The sequence below is a fragment of the Desulfogranum mediterraneum DSM 13871 genome (assembly GCF_000429965.1).
GTDB lineage: Bacteria > Desulfobacterota > Desulfobulbia > Desulfobulbales > Desulfobulbaceae > Desulfogranum > Desulfogranum mediterraneum.
Genome location: NZ_AUCW01000036.1, coordinates 1 through 19,254, shown reverse-complemented (window position 1 = coordinate 19,254; position 19,254 = coordinate 1). Strand labels below are relative to the sequence as shown.

Annotated in this window: 16 protein-coding genes, 2 tRNA genes, 1 other RNA gene and 1 pseudogene; 6 read left to right on the top strand and 14 right to left on the bottom strand. The window is 53.8% G+C overall.

The window, feature by feature from the left end:
* Positions 1–85 precede the first annotated feature (85 nt).
* Positions 86–298: pseudogene (locus tag G494_RS26240) on the top strand (transposase domain-containing protein); the annotation flags it as partial.
* Between the two features lie 368 nt (positions 299–666).
* Here the strand turns inward: G494_RS26240 and G494_RS0113735 are convergent.
* The 14 genes from G494_RS0113735 to ffs all read right to left on the bottom strand — a co-directional run bounded on the left by G494_RS0113735 (position 667) and on the right by ffs (position 12,201).
* Positions 667–743, bottom strand: a tRNA-Pro gene (locus tag G494_RS0113735).
* Positions 744–797: 54 nt separating this feature from the next.
* The gene (locus tag G494_RS23535; protein WP_051305702.1) at positions 798–1,196 is read right to left on the bottom strand and encodes a MerR family transcriptional regulator; all 399 of its coding nucleotides are present in this window, start codon (positions 1,194–1,196) and stop codon (positions 798–800) included.
* A 149-nt stretch (positions 1,197–1,345) separates the two neighbouring features.
* Positions 1,346–1,636 carry an integration host factor subunit alpha gene (locus G494_RS0113725; protein ID WP_028585007.1) on the bottom strand — a complete coding sequence of 97 codons (291 nt, stop codon included), beginning with the start codon at positions 1,634–1,636 and terminating at the stop codon, positions 1,346–1,348.
* Positions 1,633–4,086, bottom strand: a complete 2,454-nt coding sequence (gene pheT, locus G494_RS0113720; RefSeq protein WP_028585006.1) for a phenylalanine--tRNA ligase subunit beta — start codon at positions 4,084–4,086, stop codon at positions 1,633–1,635. The genes G494_RS0113725 and pheT overlap by 4 nt, the downstream gene beginning before the upstream one ends.
* 178 nt (positions 4,087–4,264) lie before the next feature.
* Positions 4,265–5,272: a phenylalanine--tRNA ligase subunit alpha gene (gene pheS / locus G494_RS0113715; RefSeq protein ID WP_028585005.1), complete on the bottom strand. Its 1,008-nt coding sequence runs from the start codon at positions 5,270–5,272 to the stop codon at positions 4,265–4,267.
* An 8-nt stretch (positions 5,273–5,280) separates the two neighbouring features.
* Positions 5,281–5,637 carry a 50S ribosomal protein L20 gene (gene rplT / locus G494_RS0113710; protein ID WP_028585004.1) on the bottom strand — a complete coding sequence of 119 codons (357 nt, stop codon included), beginning with the start codon at positions 5,635–5,637 and terminating at the stop codon, positions 5,281–5,283.
* A 151-nt stretch (positions 5,638–5,788) separates the two neighbouring features.
* Positions 5,789–5,986: a 50S ribosomal protein L35 gene (gene rpmI / locus G494_RS0113705; RefSeq protein ID WP_028585003.1), complete on the bottom strand. Its 198-nt coding sequence runs from the start codon at positions 5,984–5,986 to the stop codon at positions 5,789–5,791.
* 84 nt (positions 5,987–6,070) lie between these two features.
* Positions 6,071–6,565 (bottom strand): translation initiation factor IF-3, encoded by a 495-nt coding sequence (infC, locus tag G494_RS23530; protein ID WP_269746592.1) that lies wholly within the window; start codon positions 6,563–6,565, stop codon positions 6,071–6,073.
* Positions 6,566–6,660: 95 nt separating this feature from the next.
* Complete coding sequence (gene thrS, locus G494_RS0113695) at positions 6,661–8,586, bottom strand: threonine--tRNA ligase (protein ID WP_035246587.1); 1,926 nt, start codon at positions 8,584–8,586, stop codon at positions 6,661–6,663.
* 72 nt (positions 8,587–8,658) lie between these two features.
* Positions 8,659–8,733: transfer RNA gene (locus tag G494_RS0113690), tRNA-Val, on the bottom strand.
* Between the two features lie 226 nt (positions 8,734–8,959).
* Positions 8,960–9,565 (bottom strand): recombination mediator RecR, encoded by a 606-nt coding sequence (gene recR / locus G494_RS0113685; protein WP_035246586.1) that lies wholly within the window; start codon positions 9,563–9,565, stop codon positions 8,960–8,962.
* 7 nt (positions 9,566–9,572) lie between these two features.
* Complete coding sequence (locus G494_RS0113680) at positions 9,573–9,881, bottom strand: YbaB/EbfC family nucleoid-associated protein (RefSeq protein WP_028584999.1); 309 nt, start codon at positions 9,879–9,881, stop codon at positions 9,573–9,575.
* 156 nt (positions 9,882–10,037) lie between these two features.
* The gene (gene dnaX / locus G494_RS23525; protein ID WP_051305701.1) at positions 10,038–12,053 is read right to left on the bottom strand and encodes a DNA polymerase III subunit gamma/tau; all 2,016 of its coding nucleotides are present in this window, start codon (positions 12,051–12,053) and stop codon (positions 10,038–10,040) included.
* A 49-nt stretch (positions 12,054–12,102) separates the two neighbouring features.
* Positions 12,103–12,201, bottom strand: an RNA gene (gene ffs, locus G494_RS26235) — signal recognition particle sRNA small type.
* 474 nt (positions 12,202–12,675) lie between these two features.
* Between ffs and G494_RS0113670 the strand changes: the two genes are divergently transcribed.
* The 5 genes from G494_RS0113670 to G494_RS27690 form a co-directional block, all read left to right on the top strand.
* Complete coding sequence (locus G494_RS0113670) at positions 12,676–13,758, top strand: ABC transporter substrate-binding protein (protein ID WP_051305700.1); 1,083 nt, start codon at positions 12,676–12,678, stop codon at positions 13,756–13,758.
* Positions 13,745–16,108 (top strand): putative bifunctional diguanylate cyclase/phosphodiesterase, encoded by a 2,364-nt coding sequence (locus tag G494_RS0113665; protein WP_028584997.1) that lies wholly within the window; start codon positions 13,745–13,747, stop codon positions 16,106–16,108. Before G494_RS0113670 ends, G494_RS0113665 begins: the two co-directional genes overlap by 14 nt.
* Positions 16,109–16,578: 470 nt before the next feature.
* The gene (locus tag G494_RS0113660; protein ID WP_028584996.1) at positions 16,579–17,535 is read left to right on the top strand and encodes an NAD-dependent epimerase/dehydratase family protein; all 957 of its coding nucleotides are present in this window, start codon (positions 16,579–16,581) and stop codon (positions 17,533–17,535) included.
* A gap of 154 nt (positions 17,536–17,689) precedes the next feature.
* Entirely contained in the window at positions 17,690–18,910 is a 1,221-nt protein-coding gene (locus tag G494_RS0113655; protein WP_028584995.1) for an aminotransferase class I/II-fold pyridoxal phosphate-dependent enzyme, read from the top strand.
* Positions 18,911–19,058: 148 nt separating this feature from the next.
* Positions 19,059–19,254, top strand: a 196-nt coding sequence (locus tag G494_RS27690; RefSeq protein WP_153305878.1) for a helix-turn-helix domain-containing protein, incomplete at its 3' end; no start/stop codon positions are given.

The window sequence follows — 19,254 nt, the reverse complement described above, 5'->3', positions numbered from 1 at the left end:
TACTGGTATGGTACCATGCGGCAGTGATTAACTCCGCATAATCGCCAACTGTGCATAATTCCTGTTATGCTGAGCTCAGCATAACAGGAAAAACTGGCTCTTTTCAGGAACTCCTGAAGGAGCGGAAGCCAGTGCAGCGTTGTATAGCCTGATTGAAACAGCCAAAGCAAATGGACTTGAGCCCTACAGTTATCTTCGTCATATTTTCGAGGGCCTACCGCTGGCTGAATCCCTGGAAGATTATGAAGCCTTGCTCCCCTGGAATGCCAAGGCAGCAATCAGCAATACTTCAATCTAGGTGACGAGGTGCGGTTCTGCAGGCGCTTACGTCTCTTCGATCCAGGCATGAGCTTCAGATACTTTGTCAAACGTAGCTGACTCCCGGTGCCCTATTACACAAACCTCTGCCCTGTACGTAACCCCAAACCTACCCTTTCGTGTCCTGACGGTTCCCATGGCAACCCCCATATTTTTTGGCGTAATTTTTGGCGTAAATCTAAATCCTCAGTAATAAATTATTGCCGCTGGTGCAAGCTGTTGCCCAACACAAGCTGACGTAAAAACAAACACTTACAACACCCACATGCTAAAAACCACGGAATAACGCGATTTACGCACAAAAAAAAACAGCCACTTAACTAATGTTAGTTAAGTGGCTGTTTTAACTGGTCGGAACGAGAGGATTTGAACCTCCGGCCCCCTGAACCCCATTCAGGTGCGCTACCAGGCTGCGCTACGTTCCGATTTTTTTGCTGGCGATTTATACCACCTTTACCATCTTGCCGTCAAGTTTTTTTTTACGTCTTAACCGTTTTTTTCCTCGCCCTGAGCAGGTCCTGGATCTTTTCCAGTTCCTGCTTGATCAGGCTGAGTTGCTCACCACTAATGGCTGGGTACCCACCTGCCCTGCTCTGACTACCGGGAGCGGCAGTTTTGTTCCGAGTCAGTACCTTCTTGGCCCCGGCAATCGTATAACCCTGCCCATGGAGGAGTTGCCTGATCATGAGCAGCAACCGCACGTCCTGTTGACGATACAGTCGTTGTTTTGATTTCCCGCGCCTGGGCTTAATGCCCTTAAATTCAGTTTCCCAGTAGCGCAGCACATGGCTGTCTACCCCCACCATGGTACTTACCTCACCGATGCGGAAGTATTTTTTATCCGGTATTCCTGTGGAGTCGATGAGTGGGGTATTCACGTGGTCTGAAGCCGGTTCTCCTTATCCAGGTCATTTGCAATCCGCCCGCCTTTATAAAACGGTCATTGAGCGGGTTTCAAGATCCTGCAGAGTACGTAAAAAATCTCCTCCTGCTGAAGCGCTATTCAGGGTAACTTTACCAGAAATACCTATTTATTCAACCGTTCCCTGAGCCGTTTACTGGGACGGAAGGAAACCATCTGCCGTTTGGTGATGATCATGGATTCGCCGGTCCGTGGGTTACGGCCGCGACGGGGTGCCTTGTCACGCACCGAGAGGGTACCGAACTGGACCAGTTTGATGGACTCTCCGGCTACCATGGTGTCTTTCATAGTGGAGAAAACCGTGTCCACGATCTCAGCTGCGTTGCGCTGGGAAACACCAAGCTTCTCATTTACCGAGATAGCGAGTTCTTTACGGGTAACATTTTTCTTCTTCATAGTTCTGATCCTTCTCGATAACGCGCTTTAAATTGGGTCATTAGGGAATCAACGATCTTCTGATGCACCTTATCCACGGACTTATCATTGAGGGTCTTGGTGGCTGACCGATAGGTAACGGAGAGCGCCACACTCTTCAGCCCCTCTTCAATGGGTTTGCCGCGATAAACATCAAACAGTTGGGTTGACTCCACAAGCTTTTGTTTTTGTTGATGGATGGCCTGCAGTATTTCTCCGGACGGTACATGGTCGGGTACCAGCAGGGCGATATCTCGTTTCACCGACGGAAATTTCGGCAACGATTGAAATTGTTTGGCGATAACTGGAAGACGGCTGAGGGAGTCCAGGTCTATTTCCAGCAAAAAGACATCGACTTTGATGCCAAAGGCCTCCAGAACCCGCCGGTCCAACATCCCAAAGATACCGATAACCTCGTCACCGTTTCTGATCTCTTCGCTGGCAGAGGGATCGCAGTAGCTCTGACAGGAATCCTGGTCACAGGGAACCAGGGTCAGTTCCCCCTGATCGCCGCTGAGTCGAAGGGTCGTGATCAGGTGCTGGCAGACTCCCTTGATATCGAAAAAGTCTGCTCGGTCATCTGAAAAATAAAGAGACTCTGCATTGGGATAGCGATTTCCACAGATGACCCCACAGAGCTGTTGCTTTTCCAACGGCAACTGTCCTTCCTCTCTGTAGAAGAAGGTCTTGCCGATTTCAAACAGTCTGATGTCGCTCTGTTGAAAGTTGATGTTACGCTTGATATTCTCAAGCAATCCGGGCAGGAGCATGGAGCGCATCACTGCCTGCTCTTCGGAAAGCGGGTTAAGCAGCCGAGTGACACTGCGCCGCTGATCGTCCTCAGCCAGGCCAAGGGCATCAAAATGTTTTTCAGTGACAAAGCTATAGTTGATGGCCTCGTAAAAGCCCTGGCTTGTGAGGATCTGGGACAGGGTCTGGCGCATACTCCGTAAGGAATCACGCTTAGGGTAGTGCATGGTGATCTTGGGTTGGGTGGTGGGGATCTCGTTGTACCCCACCAGCCGGGCGATCTCTTCCACCAGATCCACCTCTCGCTCGATGTCGATCCTGAATGAGGGGACCGTGACCTGCATGGTCTCACCCAGATCGGGGCTGACCTCAAAGTCAATACCCCGCAGGTAGTCGGCCATCTCCAGCTTACTGATCTCGATCCCTAAGAGGGTACGTACCTTGTCGGCGCGAAGCTGGAGGTTAAGCAACTCCTTCTTACCGGGGTAGACATCGATACCATCGGCTTCAGCAGTGCCCTGACCATACTTGGCGATGAGCTCAGCAGCACGCTCAATGGCACGATGGGCCAGATCCGGGTCCACTCCACGTTCGAAACGGTACGAGGCCTCGGAAGGGATATTCAGATTTCTGGCGGTGCGCCGGATGGAAACCGCGTCAAAGCAGGCCGCCTCCAGCAGGACCTCGGTTGTCTGGTCGCTCACCTCGGAATCCAGGCCGCCCATGACCCCGGCTACGGCAATCGGTCCCTCCTGATCACAGATCATCAGCATCTCTTCACTGAGCTGCCGACTGTTCCCATCCAGGGTGACGAACTCCTTCTCCCCTGCCCTGGGTGAACGGACGACAATCTCCTTGCCCCGAATGGTGGCAAAGTCAAAGGCATGAAGGGGCTGGCCCATCTCCAACATGACATAGTTGGTGACATCGACGATATTATTGATGGGGCGCATGCCCACGGCCAGAAGTTGGCGCTGCATCCAGTCAGGGGAGGGGCCGACGGTAACGCCGCTGACCTTACGGGCGATATAACGGGGACATAGACCCTCATCTTCAACAACAACCTTAAAGTCTACCTCAGATCCGTTCAAGGGAGTCAGCCGGGAGACCGGCGAACTGAGCTGCTGCTTGCTGAATCCTGCAACCTCCCTGGCTATACCGAGCACGCTGGCACAATCGGGACGGTTGGGAGTCAGGTCGACTTCGATCATCGTGTCCCTCAGGCCCAGAGCAGTGGCCAGGGGCAGGCCGATCTCCATGGCCGGATCCAGCTCCATGATCCCGGAGTGGTCGCTGCTCAGACCCAGCTCACTGGCAGAGCAGAGCATGCCCTGGGAGAGTAGACCTCGGACCTTGGATTTTTTGATCTTGGTACCATCGGGTAACTTCACTCCAGGACGAGCCAGGGCCGTAATCAGCCCGGCACGAACGTTGGGAGCCCCACAGACAACTTCCAGGGGCTCGCCTTCACCGGTTTCAACCAGACAGACCGTCAGCTTATCGGCATTGGGATGCTTGCTCACCGACTGGACCCGACAGGTAATAAAGGCGTCTAACTCGGTGTACAACTCCTCAACGGCATCAACTTCCAGCCCGAGCATGGTTAATTTATCGGCTAATTGGGTGGGGGTAATCCCTTCCAATGAAACAAAATTACGGAGCCAGCTGAGGGTGAATTTCATGGGATCGGTCCTGTTAAAAGCAACGTGGGTTCAAGGAGTAAGGCACAGCTCTACAAACCAAAATATCATCGCCTGGAGGGGATGATATTTTGGTGCAGGTCTGGCAGAGCCAACAACCACTTCCTTCTGAAAAAATCGGTTTTCTCTAGGGAAAAGGGTGCGTCAGAGGAGAATGGTCTTAAAATTGGGAGAGAAATCGGAGATCATTCTCATAGTACATTCTGATATCATCGATGCCGTACTTCAGCATGGCGATACGTTCTACTCCAAGACCAAAGGCAAAACCGGAGTAGACATCCGGATCATAACCCACCATCTTCATCACCTCGGGATCAATCAGACCGGAGCCAAGGATTTCCAGCCAACCGGTTCTTTTACAGACCCGACAGCCTTTGCCCTCACAGATCACGCAGGCGATATCCACCTCGGCGCTGGGCTCGGTAAAGGGAAAGAAGCTGGGTCGGAAACGCAGGTCCAACTCCTTGCCGAACATATTGTGGGTAAAGCTGGTCAGCACCCCTTTAAGATCGGCAAAGGAGACATCGCGATCAACCAAAAAGCCTTCCACCTGGTGGAACATGGGTGTGTGGGTGATGTCGGAGTCACACCGATAGACCTTGCCAGGAGCAATATAACGCAAGGGCGGGTCCTGGTTTTCCATGATCCTAGCCTGCATCGGTGAGGTATGGGTCCGAAGCAGGATGGAGTCGGTGACATAGAAGGTATCATGCATGTCACGGGCAGGATGGTGTGGCGGGATGTTCAGCGCTTCAAAGTTGTAGTAGTCGGTCTCAACATCCGGCCCCTCTGCAACGGCGAAGCCCAATCCTTCAAAGATAGAACAGATTTCCTCCATCACCTGGGTGACCGGATGGAGTTTGCCCTCGGGCAGGGTGCGCCCGGGCAAGCTGGTATCCAACGACCGGGCCGAGGCAACAGGCAGGGAAAGAGTCTCTTTTTTGGCTTCAAAAAGGGACTCGATCTCTTGCTTGATGCTGTTGGCAAGGGCACCGAGTCGCGGTCGATCCTCCTTACTGACCGTCCGCAGCTGTTTCATGGCACCACTGAGGAGTCCGCCTTTTCGCCCAAGATACTTGACTCGAAAGGGTTCAAGATGCTGTGCTTCGCAGATCTGTTCCAGTTCTTTTTCGGCTTCCTCTTTCAGCCGTTGCAGCTCTTTTTCCATAAGACTTCTTACGCTGCGCTCTGCCCTGAGGTTTTTACGACCACGGAAAATGCATGGGGATCAACGATGGCCAGGTTGGAGAGCACCTTTCGATCCAGTTCAACATTGTTCTTATGGAGTCCACCGATCAGCTTGGAGTAGTTGGTCCCCTGGGTCTTGGCAGCGGCGCTGATGCGGCTGATCCAGAGACGACGATATTCTCTCTTCTTGGTGCGACGGTCACGATAGGCGTAACAGAGGGCGCGATCAACGGCTTCGGTGGCGGTGCGGAAAAGACGATGGCGTCCTCCACGGTAGCCTTTGGCCAAATTCAACACTTTATTTCTGCGACGGCGGGCTTTAAAACCACGAGTTACGCGAGGCATATTCTACTCCGATAAATTCTCAAAAATTACTAGTAAACTACCACAGAGCGCTGTTTCTTCATCGCTCTGTGCAATCGAACCGTTCCGGGCACAGCTGATCGGCTCTCGCCAGGCAGTACCTCAAGTTCTGTTCCCTTCCGGCCTCCTGGTTTTACAGGTAGGGCAGCATCCGCTTAACAGCCTTGACATCCACGTCTGCGATCAGGCCTGCCTTACGCAGATTTCGCTTCTGTTTGGTGGACTTCTTGGTCAGGATGTGTGAGGTAAAGGCTTTGGCACGACGGATTTTTCCTGAACCAGTGGCTTTAAACCGCTTGGCCGCTCCTCTTTTTGTCTTCATTTTAGGCATTGTTCGTTCTCCTTAGTATACTCTTCCCTGCACTGCATCTCGAGACCCGGTCAGGAAATTTGGTGATAAGTTCTTTCCAAAAAATCAGGGTTTGGGACCGACAAACATAACGAGCTGTCGTCCTTCCATCTTTGGTTCCTGAAGAATAACACAGTCTTCACGCAAGGTATCAGCGATCTTGGTAAGCGCAGCCAGACCAATGGATTGGGCGTAGACAATTTCTCGGCCTCGGAAGCGCATGGTCACCTTGACCTTATTCTTCTGAGCAAGGAACTGCTTGATCTTCTTAATCTTGAAATTCAGGTCATGTTCTTCCGTCTTAGGCCTGAACTTCATCTCCTTGGTTTCGATAACCGTCTGCTTCTTTTTCGCTTCTTGCTGCTTCTTCTTCAGTTCATAGCGGTACTTGTCATAGTTCATAACCCGGCAGACCGGGGGATCGGCCTTGTCGGAAACCTCGACCAGGTCAAGACCCTGATCATAGGCAATATCCATTGCCTCTTTTACACTCACTATGCCACGCTGGGTACCATCAGCATCAATAAGGCGAACATTGGGATAGGTGATATCTTCGTTAATTTTTACCCTTATTTCCTGCTGTTGTGGAAGTCTTTTACCTCGTTTTTTAATGTCCGTTCCTCCAGTTAAATTCTTCTGACAGGCTTGAGAAAGCCTTATCCCTTACCTTCTTCGCATTCTTTTTGGATAAAGTCAATGAACTCCTCGGGCCGCATGGGAGGGAGGTTCTTGCCGTCGCGCAGACGAACGGTAACCGTCCCCTCTTCCTTCTCACGCTCGCCGACGATGAGCATATAGGCGACCTTCTTCAGCTGAGCCTCTCGGATCTTGTAGTTGAGCTTTTCATTGCGCAGGTCCTTGGCAATACGAATGCCGGCATGTCTGAGTTGAGCAAACACCCGTTCACAGTACTCGGATTGATCATCGGTGATATTCATGATCCTGGCCTGCTCAGGGGCCATCCAGAGGGGAAAGCCTCCGGCATAGTGTTCGATCAGGATGCCGATGAACCGTTCCAGCGAGCCCATCAGGGCGCGGTGGATCATGATGGGCTGATGTTCCCCTCCATCGACGCCGGTGTAGGACATCTTGAAACGCTCAGGCAGGTTAAAGTCCACCTGGATGGTGGAACACTGCCAGGAACGGCCCAGCTGATCCTTAATCTTGATATCGATCTTGGGTCCGTAAAAGACCCCTTCGCCCGGGTCGATACTGTAGTTGAGCCCCTTCTTCTCCAGGGCCTGCTTCAAGGCGTCGGTGGATAGCTCCCAATGCTCGTCGGAGCCGACATACTTCTCAGGCCTGGTCGAGAGGTAGACATCATACTCTGCAAAACCGAAGGTCTTGAGAATATGCAGGTTCAGATCGATGATGTTGAAGATCTCGTCTTCCAACTGGTCGGGTCGACAGAAAATATGGGCATCATCCTGGGTAAAGCCGCGGACCCGCATCAGACCGTGGAGGGCTCCGGTGCGTTCATAGCGATAGACCGTACCCAGCTCACACCAGCGGATGGGAAATTCACGATAGCTGTGCTTGGTGGCATTGAACACCCCGATATGAAACGGGCAGTTCATGGGTTTCAGCTGGTACTTGACCTCGTCGATCTCCATGGCCGAGTACATATTCTCGCCATAAAAATCCAGATGACCGGAGGTCTTCCAGAGGTCCTGACGGGCGATATGGGGGGTATAGAGCAGCTCATAGCCATTCTTATAGTGCTCTTCCTTCCAATAATCTTCGATCAGCTTGCGCAGAAGGGCGCCCTGGGGCTGCCAGAGGATCAATCCCGGGCCGATCTGATCCTGAATGGTAAACAGGCCGAGTTCTTTGCCCAGCTTACGGTGATCACGCTTTCTGGCCTCTTCCAGCTGGGTCAGGTAGCGCTTGAGTTCTTTCTTGTCGCTAAAGGCCGTGCCGTAGATCCTGGTCAGCATGGGGCGTTTTTCATCACCACGCCAGTAGGATCCGGCGACCCTGAGCAGCTTGAAGACCTTGAGCCAGGAGGAGTCTGGAATGTGGGGGCCTCGGCAGAGGTCGGTGAAGGAGTCCTGTTCGTAGATAGAGACGGTGTCATCCTCCATCTCTTCCAGCAGCTCGACCTTGTACTCTTCGCCAAGATCCCTGAACAGGGTGATGGCATCCTCACGTTTCAGGGACTTTCTCTGGAAAGGAAGGCGGGCAGCTACGATTTCCGCCATCTGCTGCTCTATGGCCTCAAATTCCTCGGGGGAAAAGGCCTTCTCTCGATCAAAGTCGTAATAGAAACCGTCATCGATGGCCGGCCCGATGGCAACCTTCACCTCAGGACCGTAGAGTTTTTTCACGGCCAGGGCCATGATGTGGGCAGTGGAATGGCGAAGAATTTCCAGCCCCTCTTCCGAGGAGGCCAGGATGGGAGCAAGAACAGTGTCTTCCTCAAGGGGTACGCCGAGATCGGAGGCAAGTCCGTTACAGCCGACTGCTATAATCTGCTTACGCTGCTTATTGGATACCAGCTCTTTGAGGGCTTCAGCAACTGTTGTCCCCCGGTCAAAATGCTTCTCTTCACCGTCCTGAACGGAAATTGCTATCTGTGTCATTCTTGCCCGTAAAAAGGAAAGGCTAATGAGCGAGGGACAGACTCGCCCCTCGCATCCTAGCCTTTATTATTCTGGTAGGCGCGGGCGGGATTGAACCGCCGACTTCTACCACGTCAAGGTAGCGCTCTCCCACTGAGCTACGCGCCTACATATTTTCATATGCATGGATATGTTTGATTTGCCATGTTCGACAAATCTGTTATAAATACTTGCAATGACACATTGTGTCAAGATAAAAATTCTAGGATGACACAGAAACAAAAATACTCTCAACCCGGAACAGCTGGTCACGACTTGGGGATCCGCAACCGCGCGCTATACAACCAGTTTAGTCGGCTAAGGTCAAGAAAAAAATGCCCTTCTTGACGGAAAATCACCCCAGGGTGCGACGGGTCTCCACGGCCCTGCCCAGGGTATGCATGTCGGCATACTTTATATCCATGCCCATGGGGATGCCGCAGGCCAGCCTGCTGGTCCTGACCGAGAGCCTGCCGAGCATATCGGCAAGGTAGGAGGCGGTGGCCTCTCCGGGAACCGTGGAACTGGTGGCGATCAAGACCTCATCCACCTCACCGCTCAGCACCCGTTGGCGCAGCTCCTTAACCTTTAACTCATCCGGACCGATCCCGTCCATGGGTGAGAGGGAACCGTGGAGGATATGATAGACCCCCTTATAGGAGGCGGTCTTTTCGATGGCCAGCAGGTCACCGGGCTCTTCCACCACACAGACCAGACGGGCGTTTCGCTTGGGATCGCTGCAGATGACGCAGGGGCTCTCTTCTGAAAAGGTAAAACAGACCTCGCAGAGCTGGATGGCCTTATGCAACTCTGCCAGGACCTCTGAAAGCTGAAGGGCCTGGGCCGCTGGTTTGCGCAGGATATAGAGGGCCAGGCGAGTGGCGGTCTTCTCCCCTATTCCTGGAAATTTGCTCAACTCCTTAATCAGGCGCTCCAGCGCCGCCGGGACCGCGTGCACCATAACGAGATCAGAACAGGCCCGGGATGTTCAGCCCACCGGTCAGCTTGCCCATCTCCGCCTTACCGGCATCCTTGGCCTTGCGAAGGCCGTCGTTCACCGCAGCAGTAACCAGGTCCTGAAGCATCTGGACATCGTCGGGATTGACGATTTCCGGTTCTATCTTGAGGCTGAGCAACTCGCCGTTACCGTTAAGGGTCGCGGTAACCATGCCGGCACCGGCAGCACCGGTCACGGTCTGTTGAGCCAGCTGCTGCTGAACCGTGCTCAACTTTTCCTGGAACTGCTGAGCCTGTTTCATCAAGTCGTTCATATTCATAACAAGAGTCCTTCCTTATGGTTATCCTGATTACAGGTCCTGATTACGTGTCCTGATTACCGAGGTGTTTTGTTCATGATCAATAGGTGATATTACGGGGATATTTTTTTGAGCAGAACGCAGGGATTGGGCGCGATACCAGTTATTCCAGCTGCCTTATGATTGCTCTTCACTGCCCTGGGCCTCAGTCTCGGCTTCTGTCGGGGATGTTGCCTGCCTGAACCGCTGCCCGGTTCGGATATCTCCGAGCTGGCCGTTGAAGATCTCCAGGGCAGTCACCACCAAAGGATCCTGGGCCAGGGCCTTCCGCTCCTGGTGCGGTCGCTGGCCGTTGCTGTCCTGGATATCGCAATCCTGCCCTTCTGGAACACTAAACCGAATCTGGAGGTTCTCCTGGAAAAAATCGAGAAAATATTCGGTGAGAGGCTGAATATACTCCCTCTTCCTGAGCAGCGTACAGTCATAACTATCCTCATACTGAATCACCAGCTCACCCTCGACCTGTTTCACCGAGGCGGCACGCTGTAGTGCTGCAGAGATCCATGGCTGCCGTTCCCGCACATAGGCCAGAAAGGCGTCCCAGTCCCTGCGGATATCTTTTTTGCCGGAATCCGGAGACAGCGTCGGCTGGTCCTGCCGGAGCTGGCTCTTCTCCCGACCTGGAGGTTGAGCAGCGCCTTTACCGGCAGGCAGAGCCTGGTCACCTCCACCGGTTTGCCGAGCCGAAGCCCTGCCCGCTGCCGCCTGACCTCCACCCTGGGTCCGTTTGCTGGCAGGGCCGGCCCCTGCCGCCTGGCTCATCGGGTGGGCAATGTCTGCCGCAGGGGCCGAGGCAGGATGGTTTTGGGGCGGTGCCGGCTGCCGGGCCATCGGCGCCGGCCTTGCCGGTTCTGCCGGCGGCAAAGCTGCAGACCGATCCCCAGGGGTCAGGGGGGAGGCAACCGGGCACGAAGAGGATGGAGCCCCAGAAGGCTGCCCCGGAGCAGACGACGATCCAGGCGAGGAGAGTTCCAGCCCTGTTCCAGGAGCAGGCAGGCCTGCCAGGAGCCGATCAAAACGGGAGATAATCTCTCCCACCGGAACCACCTGCCCCAATTGAACGATCTTAATAAAGACAAGCTCCAGGGCCAGCCTGGAGTAGCTGGAATAATGCATCTTTTCCAAACCGTTCAGCAACAGGTCAAGCATAGCGGTCAGGCTTTCCAGGCTGTATTCGGCAGCGGTCTGTTCCAGAGCGAGCCGCTCCTCATCGGACAGATCCAGGCCGGCTGCCTGGCCGCTGATCTTGACCACGATCAGATTTCGGAGCCAGCTCAAAAGATCATCGCCCAGGCGGCGGAGATCGATCCCCTGGCTATAAATACCCTCGAGCAGGGTGTAGACCCGGGCAAGATCTCTTGCCAGCAGGGCCTGAACCAGATCGGCCACGGTCCCGGCATTCACCAGACCCAGAACCTCAACCAGGTCTTCGGCACTGACCTCCTGCCCACAGTAGGAAAAAACCTGATCCAGCAGGCTCAGGCCATCACGGACACTACCTCCGGCTTCGCGGACGATCATCTCCAGAGCCCTGGGGGCGACCTGAAATCCTTCATCCTGAGCCAGCCTTGCAAAATGAGCCTTCAGTTCGCCGCGCTCTATCCGTTTGAGTTCAAAACGTTGGCAGCGGGAGAGGATGGTGATAGGCACCTTATGGAGCTCGGTGGTGGCAAACATGAAATAGACATGTTCCGGTGGCTCTTCCAGGGTCTTGAGGAGGGCGTTGAAAGCCTCGGTGGTCAGCATGTGGACCTCATCAATGATGATGATCTTATACCGACTGGAGGTGGGCATGAAACGGATTTTTTCTTTAAGCTCGCGAATCTCCTGAATGCCGCGATTGGAGGCACCATCCACCTCCTGGAGATCGACACTGCCTCCAGCGGCGATCTGGCTGCAGGAGGTACACTGATTACAGGGTTCAGCGCCGTTGGGGTGTTCACAGTTGAGCGCCTTGGCCATGATCCTGGCCAGGGTGGTTTTACCGGTACCCCGGACACCGCTGAAGATCAGGGCATGGGCGACCCGATCCTGACGAAGGGCATTCTGGAGGGTACGGACAATGGGCGCCTGACCGACGACTTCGCTGAAGAGCTGGGGACGAGACTTTCGGGCAAGAACAAGATAGGACAAAACGGTATCCTGGGGGCTAGATGATCAACGTTTGGCGCTCACAAAAAAAGATAGCCGGGCACCCCTGTAACACACAAAGAGATTCACTGCCGCTGCTTCCTCCCGGACCTGACGGGGTTCGTGATTCTTTGTTGCACAGGACCCGGCTATCACACCTAAGATCATGATTTATTCGTGCAGAGCTGCTGTACGCACGGGACCGGACGAGCCGGTCAGGGAGAGAGAAGATCATGCGTCGCCCTGCAGGAATGGCTATATACAAAACTCTGGAGCAGAGGTCAAGCATTTTCCTCCCTGCTCACCACTTTTTCCCTCCCTTGGCAGAGAGAGGGGCAGAGCCAAGGCCTCACGGGGTGCCCCATCCCCGCCGCCGCTGGTGGCATCTGCGCGGACAGCTCGTGAGCCGAAACATGAGCCTCTCCTCTTTTTCAGACCTTGGCATCATGAAACATTTCCCAAATTAATTCATTTATTCTATAGTTATCGGAAGTAAGCCAGTCCCATCGTTCGGAACAGACATCCCGGCCCCAGGTTCGAAGCAAAGCCTGAGCCTGGACACCACGATAATGATCCAGGTTGTGCCCCTCACAACCCAACTTAAACATCGACCTACAGTGACGCCATGAAGATCCCCCTGTACCAGGGACTCTTGCCCTTCTCCCTGGCCCTGGGCCTCGCCCTGGCCTCTATCGTGACAGCCCTCTCCCCTGCGGCAGGGGCCACCGAACTGATCATCTTCACCTGGGAAGATTATATCTCCACCCAGGTCATTAAGAATTTCCAGGCCAAGACCGGGATCCAGGTCAGACAGGTCTACTTTGACAGTGACCAGACCAGGGACGAGATCGTGGCCTCGGCCAGGGGAAAAGAGTTCGATCTGGTGGTCTTTGATGGGGTTGCGGTCCAGATCTTTGGCAAGAACGACCGTCTCCTGGCCATCAACAGCTCCCAGGTTCCCAACTTCGCCAACATCGACCAACGCTGGCAGGAGAGTTGCGGCAACTTCGGGGTGCCCTACTCTTACGGCACAGTTGGGATACTCTACGATCAGAACAAGTTCGCGGCCCCGCCGGATTCCTGGCAAGACCTGCTCCAACCTGCGCCGGCGCACCATGGTCACCTTGCCATGATCGAGGACATGACCGACATCCTGACCCCTGCCCTGCTCTACCTCGGCTACAATATCAACTCTGAAAAAGAAGATCAACTCAAGGCCGCCTACAGCCTGTTACAGCAGCAGGTCCCTGCAGTCTTAAATTACAAATATGGATTGACCAATCTCAAGGCCGACGACCGACAATCCGAACTTCACCTGGCCCTGGGCTACAGCGGGGATCAGCATGCCATGAACGAGACCAGCCCTGGAGGAAATTGGGCATACGTCATCCCCCGGGAAGGCACTGCCGTCTGGGTAGACTGCCTTGCCGTCACCGCCTGGTCAAGCCGAAAAGAGTCAGCATTGGCCTTTCTGGACTACCTCAGTGACCCCGAGGTAGCCGCCAAGAATGCCGAAGAGATCCACTCTATCCCGACCGTAACCAAGGCCCGGCAACATATGTCTCCAGAGGCGGCTGCTGATCCGGCACTGTTCCCTAACCTGGACACGCTGAACAATGTCCAGATGTATCGGATCCTCTCAGACAGTAACCTGCGGTTGCGCAGACGAATCCTGGACACCCTGATCAAACGGCATGAAGCTCAATAAAAGGCTCCCGCTCCTCATCCTCCCGGTTCTGTTCACCAGCTACCTGGTGATCGCCCTGGGCCTCTACCTGGTCGAGCGCTCCTCGATCTACTCCCTGGCCCAGAGTTCCATAGACCTGGAGGCCACGGAACTGGCAGGTTACTTTACCCAGTACAGCCTGGTTACCAAGGGTCTTCTCGGCTCAATCCTGCAGAGTGACGCCCTTCACCACTTTCTGGATACCGATGATGACCACCTCAAGTCCCTGGCCATCAGCAGCGGCCTCAACGGCATCCTGAATACGGTCTCCGGGTTCTCCTCCGACCACCTCTCCATCACCTTTGTCCGCGGTGACGGTAAACTGGAGTACTACTACGAAAACAGCCTGGATCCCTTCAGCACCCCTGCACCCCAGATCCAGGACTGGGCCAGACAACTCCTCTCCGAGCGGCGCAGCTCCGCCTCCAGATACTACCCAACACGAACACGGCTCGCCTTTTGCCTGATCCGGGATCGCTTTACCCTCAAGCCGCCACTGAGTTACGATTCGCCGGACACCATGGCCATCATCGTCGAGACGAGCCCGTCACAGTTCAAGTCACGCAGCGATGCACTCAACGCTCAAAACCGGACCCTGACATTCTGGCCTGAAAGTGCTTTACTCCCTGCACAGGGTACACTCGAGGCACGAAGATCCCTTACCGGTTTCGGCACCCTGGCCCTCAGCCTGGACAAAAAGGAGGTAGAGTCAAGCCTGAGAAAAGTCTCCCTGCGCCTCTGCCTTGGCTTTCTCTTGATGCTGATCCTGAGCCAGCTCAGCCTTCAGTATCTCCTCCGCCGCTACGTGATCCGCCCCATCAATAACCTGGAGGGACAACTCGCCGGCCTGGACCTCAACACCCCCCAAAAGATAGTGCCCCTTGACTCAGACGACGAGATCGGCAGCCTGGGCCGGGCCTTTGCCGCCCTCTATCAAAAACTCCAGGAGACCTACGAGGGAACCAAGAAGCTTGCCGAACGGGACACCCTGACCGCCCTCTATAACCGACGGATATTCCAGCTGCTCTTTCAAAAGCTTTTAACCAGGGCCGAACAGTCCGGTGAACAGGTAGCCCTGTTTTATATCGACATCGACAACTTCAAGTACGTCAACGACCAGTTCGGCCACTCCGCCGGCGACGCCCTGCTCAAGAACTTTGCCCTTCGGCTGCATGCCTCGGTACGGGGCAGCGACCTGATCCTCAACGCCGGCACCACAGCCCAGGACAACGCGGTAACCGCACGCCTTGCAGGGGATGAGTTTGCGGTGATTGTTCACGGCTACAACGATGAGGGCACCCCGGGAAAGGTGGCACGAAGGATCGTCGAAATCTGCGAAAACGGCTTCCAGTGCGACGACACCATCTTTCCCGTGACCCTCAGTGTCGGGGTCGCCACCTACCCCCAGGACGGTCGCACCCCGGATGAACTCACCACCAATGCCGACGCGGCCATGTACCTCTCTAAAAAGAGCGGCAAGAATACGATCTCGTTCTATTCCCAGGAGCTGGCTACCTATGCCAGGCGGCAACAGGGCCTGGAAATCGCTCTCAAGCAGATGGACCCTGGCGAACTTGAACTCTGCTATATGCCGATCATAGAGAGCAGCATTGGTCAGGTCTACGCCTTTGAGGCCCTGCTGCGCTGGTCACCGCCAGGACTGGGCCAGGTGTCCCCCGCGGAGTTCATTCCCCTTGCCGAGAGCCTGGGGTTGTGCACCAAAATCGATCTCTGGGCCATAGAGCAGGCCTTTGCCGACCTTACCCTGCTCCAGGAACGCTTCGGCGAGCAGGTCAAGGTGGCGATCAACATCTCTGCAACCGAGCTTGGCCAGCAGGGCTTTGAGCTGCACCTCAATTCGCTCCTGGAGCAGTACCGGCTGAGGGCCGAGACGGTCATCCTGGAAATCACCGAGACCTTTTACCAGAATCCGGTACATTCTGACCAACAGGGCCTCCACGCCCTCAGACAACTGGGGCTCCAACTGGCCATAGACGACCTGGGCTCCGGTCACACCTCCCTGCTCCAGCTGGTCGAATTTCCCGTCAACATGGTAAAGATCGACCAGCTCTTCATCAACAAGACCCTGAACAGCGGAAATCTCAAGGGCCTCAGGGCCTTGATCGATTTTTGCCATGCCCAGGACCTGCTGGTCAGCGCCGAAGGCGTGGAGAGCAGCAACGATGCGCAGATCTTGAAAGAGGCGGGCTGCGACTACCTGCAGGGTTTCTACTACTCCAAGCCCCAAGCCCTTGCTGACCTCCTGGCTGCAGCCATAGAGGAGCCAGGTAAGGCCGGTCAAGCCTTCCAGGCCTTGGTTCCAAGGTCCTAGCCCCCCTCTTCTCAGCAGGTAGACGACAACCTGCTGAGAAGAGGGGGCAGACGGAGATGTACGCAGGAGGAGGGCAAGCTCCCTCTGCCGGTTACAGGTTTGCTCTTTGTCCAAGAAAAAAGACTTCCAACCCGGGACAACGGGACAATCTACTCACATTACGAATCAATTCCCGAAAAGCCATACCCGCCTGTCACCGGCACAGACTCTGGATTCGACAGCATTACGGTCGACCAAAAGTCCAGCTAAAAAAAACGATCTTGAGGCCACCTTGAGGTCAGCACTATTTTGACGCTAACCATTGGCTGAAATTTGAATTGCCACAAACCATGCACTATAATGTGACAGTAGAGTTGAAAAGGGGGAGCACAAAGTTGAACCCACCCAGATACCCCTGGGGTCGATACCGGTTGACTGCATAACAAGCATTGTTCCACACTCGATAAGAGTACGTTGCCAGGGAGGTGCAGATGAAAAAAATTCTCATTACAGGGGCAACCGGGCAGATAGGATCAGAACTGACACCGGTCTTGCGGAAAAAATTTGGCAGCGAAAACGTTATTGCTGTCGGCCATAAACGCAAACCTGGGAGGGAAATCCTGGAAACAGGGCCTTACTCTTCAGTGGATATCAGAGATAAACAGGCCTTGCAGAGACTGGTGACAGATCACGATGTTGATACCGTCTTTCATCTGGTCTCATTGTTATCGGCAGTCGCTGAAGAGCAGCCGCAACGAGCCTGGGATATCAACATGAACGGTCTGAGCAATATCCTTGAAATTTCACGCGAGTATCACTGCGCACTCTTCTTTCCAAGTTCCATAGCCGCATTTGGCCCCTTAACCCCTCCCGATAACACCCCGCAGGATACGATTCAACATCCCAATACGATATATGGCATCACCAAGGTGTCTGGAGAATTACTGTGTGATTATTATCATCGTCGCTTTGGTGTTGATACCCGCAGTGTCCGTTTTCCGGGCTTGATCTCACACAAGGTGCTGCCTGGTGGCGGAACCACTGACTACGCTGTCCATATCTTTTACCATGCCTTAAAGGATAACCATTATACCTGTTTCCTCAGATCGGATACCCAACTCGACATGATGTATATGCCGGATGCCATTCAGGCAGCGATTCAACTCATGGAAAGTGACAGGGAAGGATTGATCCACCGTAACGGCTACAACATAACAGCAATGAGCTTCGCACCGGCACAGCTTGCAGAGGAGATAAAGAAACATATCCCTGATTTTACCATCAGCTACACCGTTGACCCGGTACGCCAGGCAATTGCCGATTCCTGGCCAAGGCATATGGATGACCGTTCTGCTCGTAAGGAATGGCAGTGGGCACCGCAGTATACCTTAGCCGCCATGGTAGAAGATATGCTCGACAAATTATCCCACCGGATAAAGGCATCTTGAAAAATGAGTTTTTTCGATCAAGGTCAAGGCGCGCGATAAATTTTACCGTAGACATATATTTGATATTCCGAGGATAAAATTTTAAGCGCAACGCCGAGATTGGAAGTAAACGCTTTTTTCAAGGTGGCCTCAAGTCAAACCAGGAGTGCGCTTCATGTCGCTGAATAAAATAGAATCCCGTCTTAGAGACCATCTTCTGGAGTTGCACAGCAATGGCACCTTGAAAGGGGCTGAGCATATCGTCACCGGGATCGAGCCGGCCAGGGAAGGATACGGCCCGCGCTATCGTCTGGAAGGTATGGGCAGCCGTCTTTTTTTAAGGATGAACTCCAACGGTTATCTTGGCATGGCATTTCATCGCCAGGTAATCGAAGCCGAATCCCGGGCTGCGGCTCAATATGGCTGCGGTCCCGGAGCAGTGCGCTTTATCAGTGGTACCTATCAACCCCATGTGGAGCTTGAAAAAAAATTAGCGAAATTTCATGGCCGTGAAACCGGGATGATTTTCAGCTCTGCCTATGCAACCGTCACAGGTGTACTACCCCAGTTTATCAGCCGGGAAACCCTGGTGATCAGTGACGCCCTGAACCATAACTGCATCATAAATGCTATTCTCCTGGCGCAACCGGCTGAAAAAGCGGTTTATGCCCATCTTTCCACAGATGAGCTCAAAAACCTGCTCAAAGGCAACAGCGGGAACTATAAACGGGTCGTGGTGGTTACAGATGGGGTATTCAGCATGCGTGGTGATCACGCGCCCCTAAAGCAAATCAGTGCGCTCTGCAGCCGATACGAGGATGGCTATGAGGAGGGCATCATTACCATGGTCGACGACTCGCATGGTGTCGGAACACTGGGGGAAACAGGAGGTGGCACGGAAGAATATACCCAGGCCCGAGCTGATATCTACATCGCGACCCTGGGCAAGGCACTTGGGGTCAATGGCGGCTATGTGGTGTCGAGCAAAAAAGTAATTGATTATCTAAGAGAAACATCACCTTTTTATATCTACTCAAACCCTGTCACCCCGGCTGAAGCGGCCGCAGCGATCACGGCCCTGGAGATCCTTAAAAGTTCTGCAGGTAAAATGCTGTTGGCTACAATGCGTGGCCGCTCGGCACAACTCAGACAGGGTTTGCAGAATCTGGGGATGGAGACCATCCAAGGCGATCACCCTATTGTCCCTGTGCTTATTCGCGATACACAACAGACAGCCGAACTGGTTCGCCATTTATTCGAAAACAATGTGCTTGCAACGGGACTCAACTACCCTGTTGTCCCAAAAGGTGAAGAAGAGATCAGGCTCCAGGTCTCTGCACACCATACAGAGAAGGATATAGATTACCTGCTTGATGTCCTGGCTGGATTTTCATAATGCTTTTTCAGGGCACCTTGATAAATCCTGAATTCGTATAATAAGCGCATAACCTCTGTAGGTAGCTGAAGAGAAACGCATCTTTGAGAAAAGCAAGACTTAGGTGTATTTTGGAAAAAAGCTACCAAACTATTTCCAGAGGGTACAAATGAGCTACCAACACCTAAGCCTTGCAGAAAGGCACTATATCGAAATGAGCCGAAAAAAGGGAGTATCTCGTAACCAGATCGCAAAAGATCTCGGACGTTCTCAAAGTACGATTTCCCGTGAAATACTCCGTAATACAGGGCTAAGGGGCTATCGGCATAAACAAGCTAATCGTTTCACAGTGGATCGTCATGCCA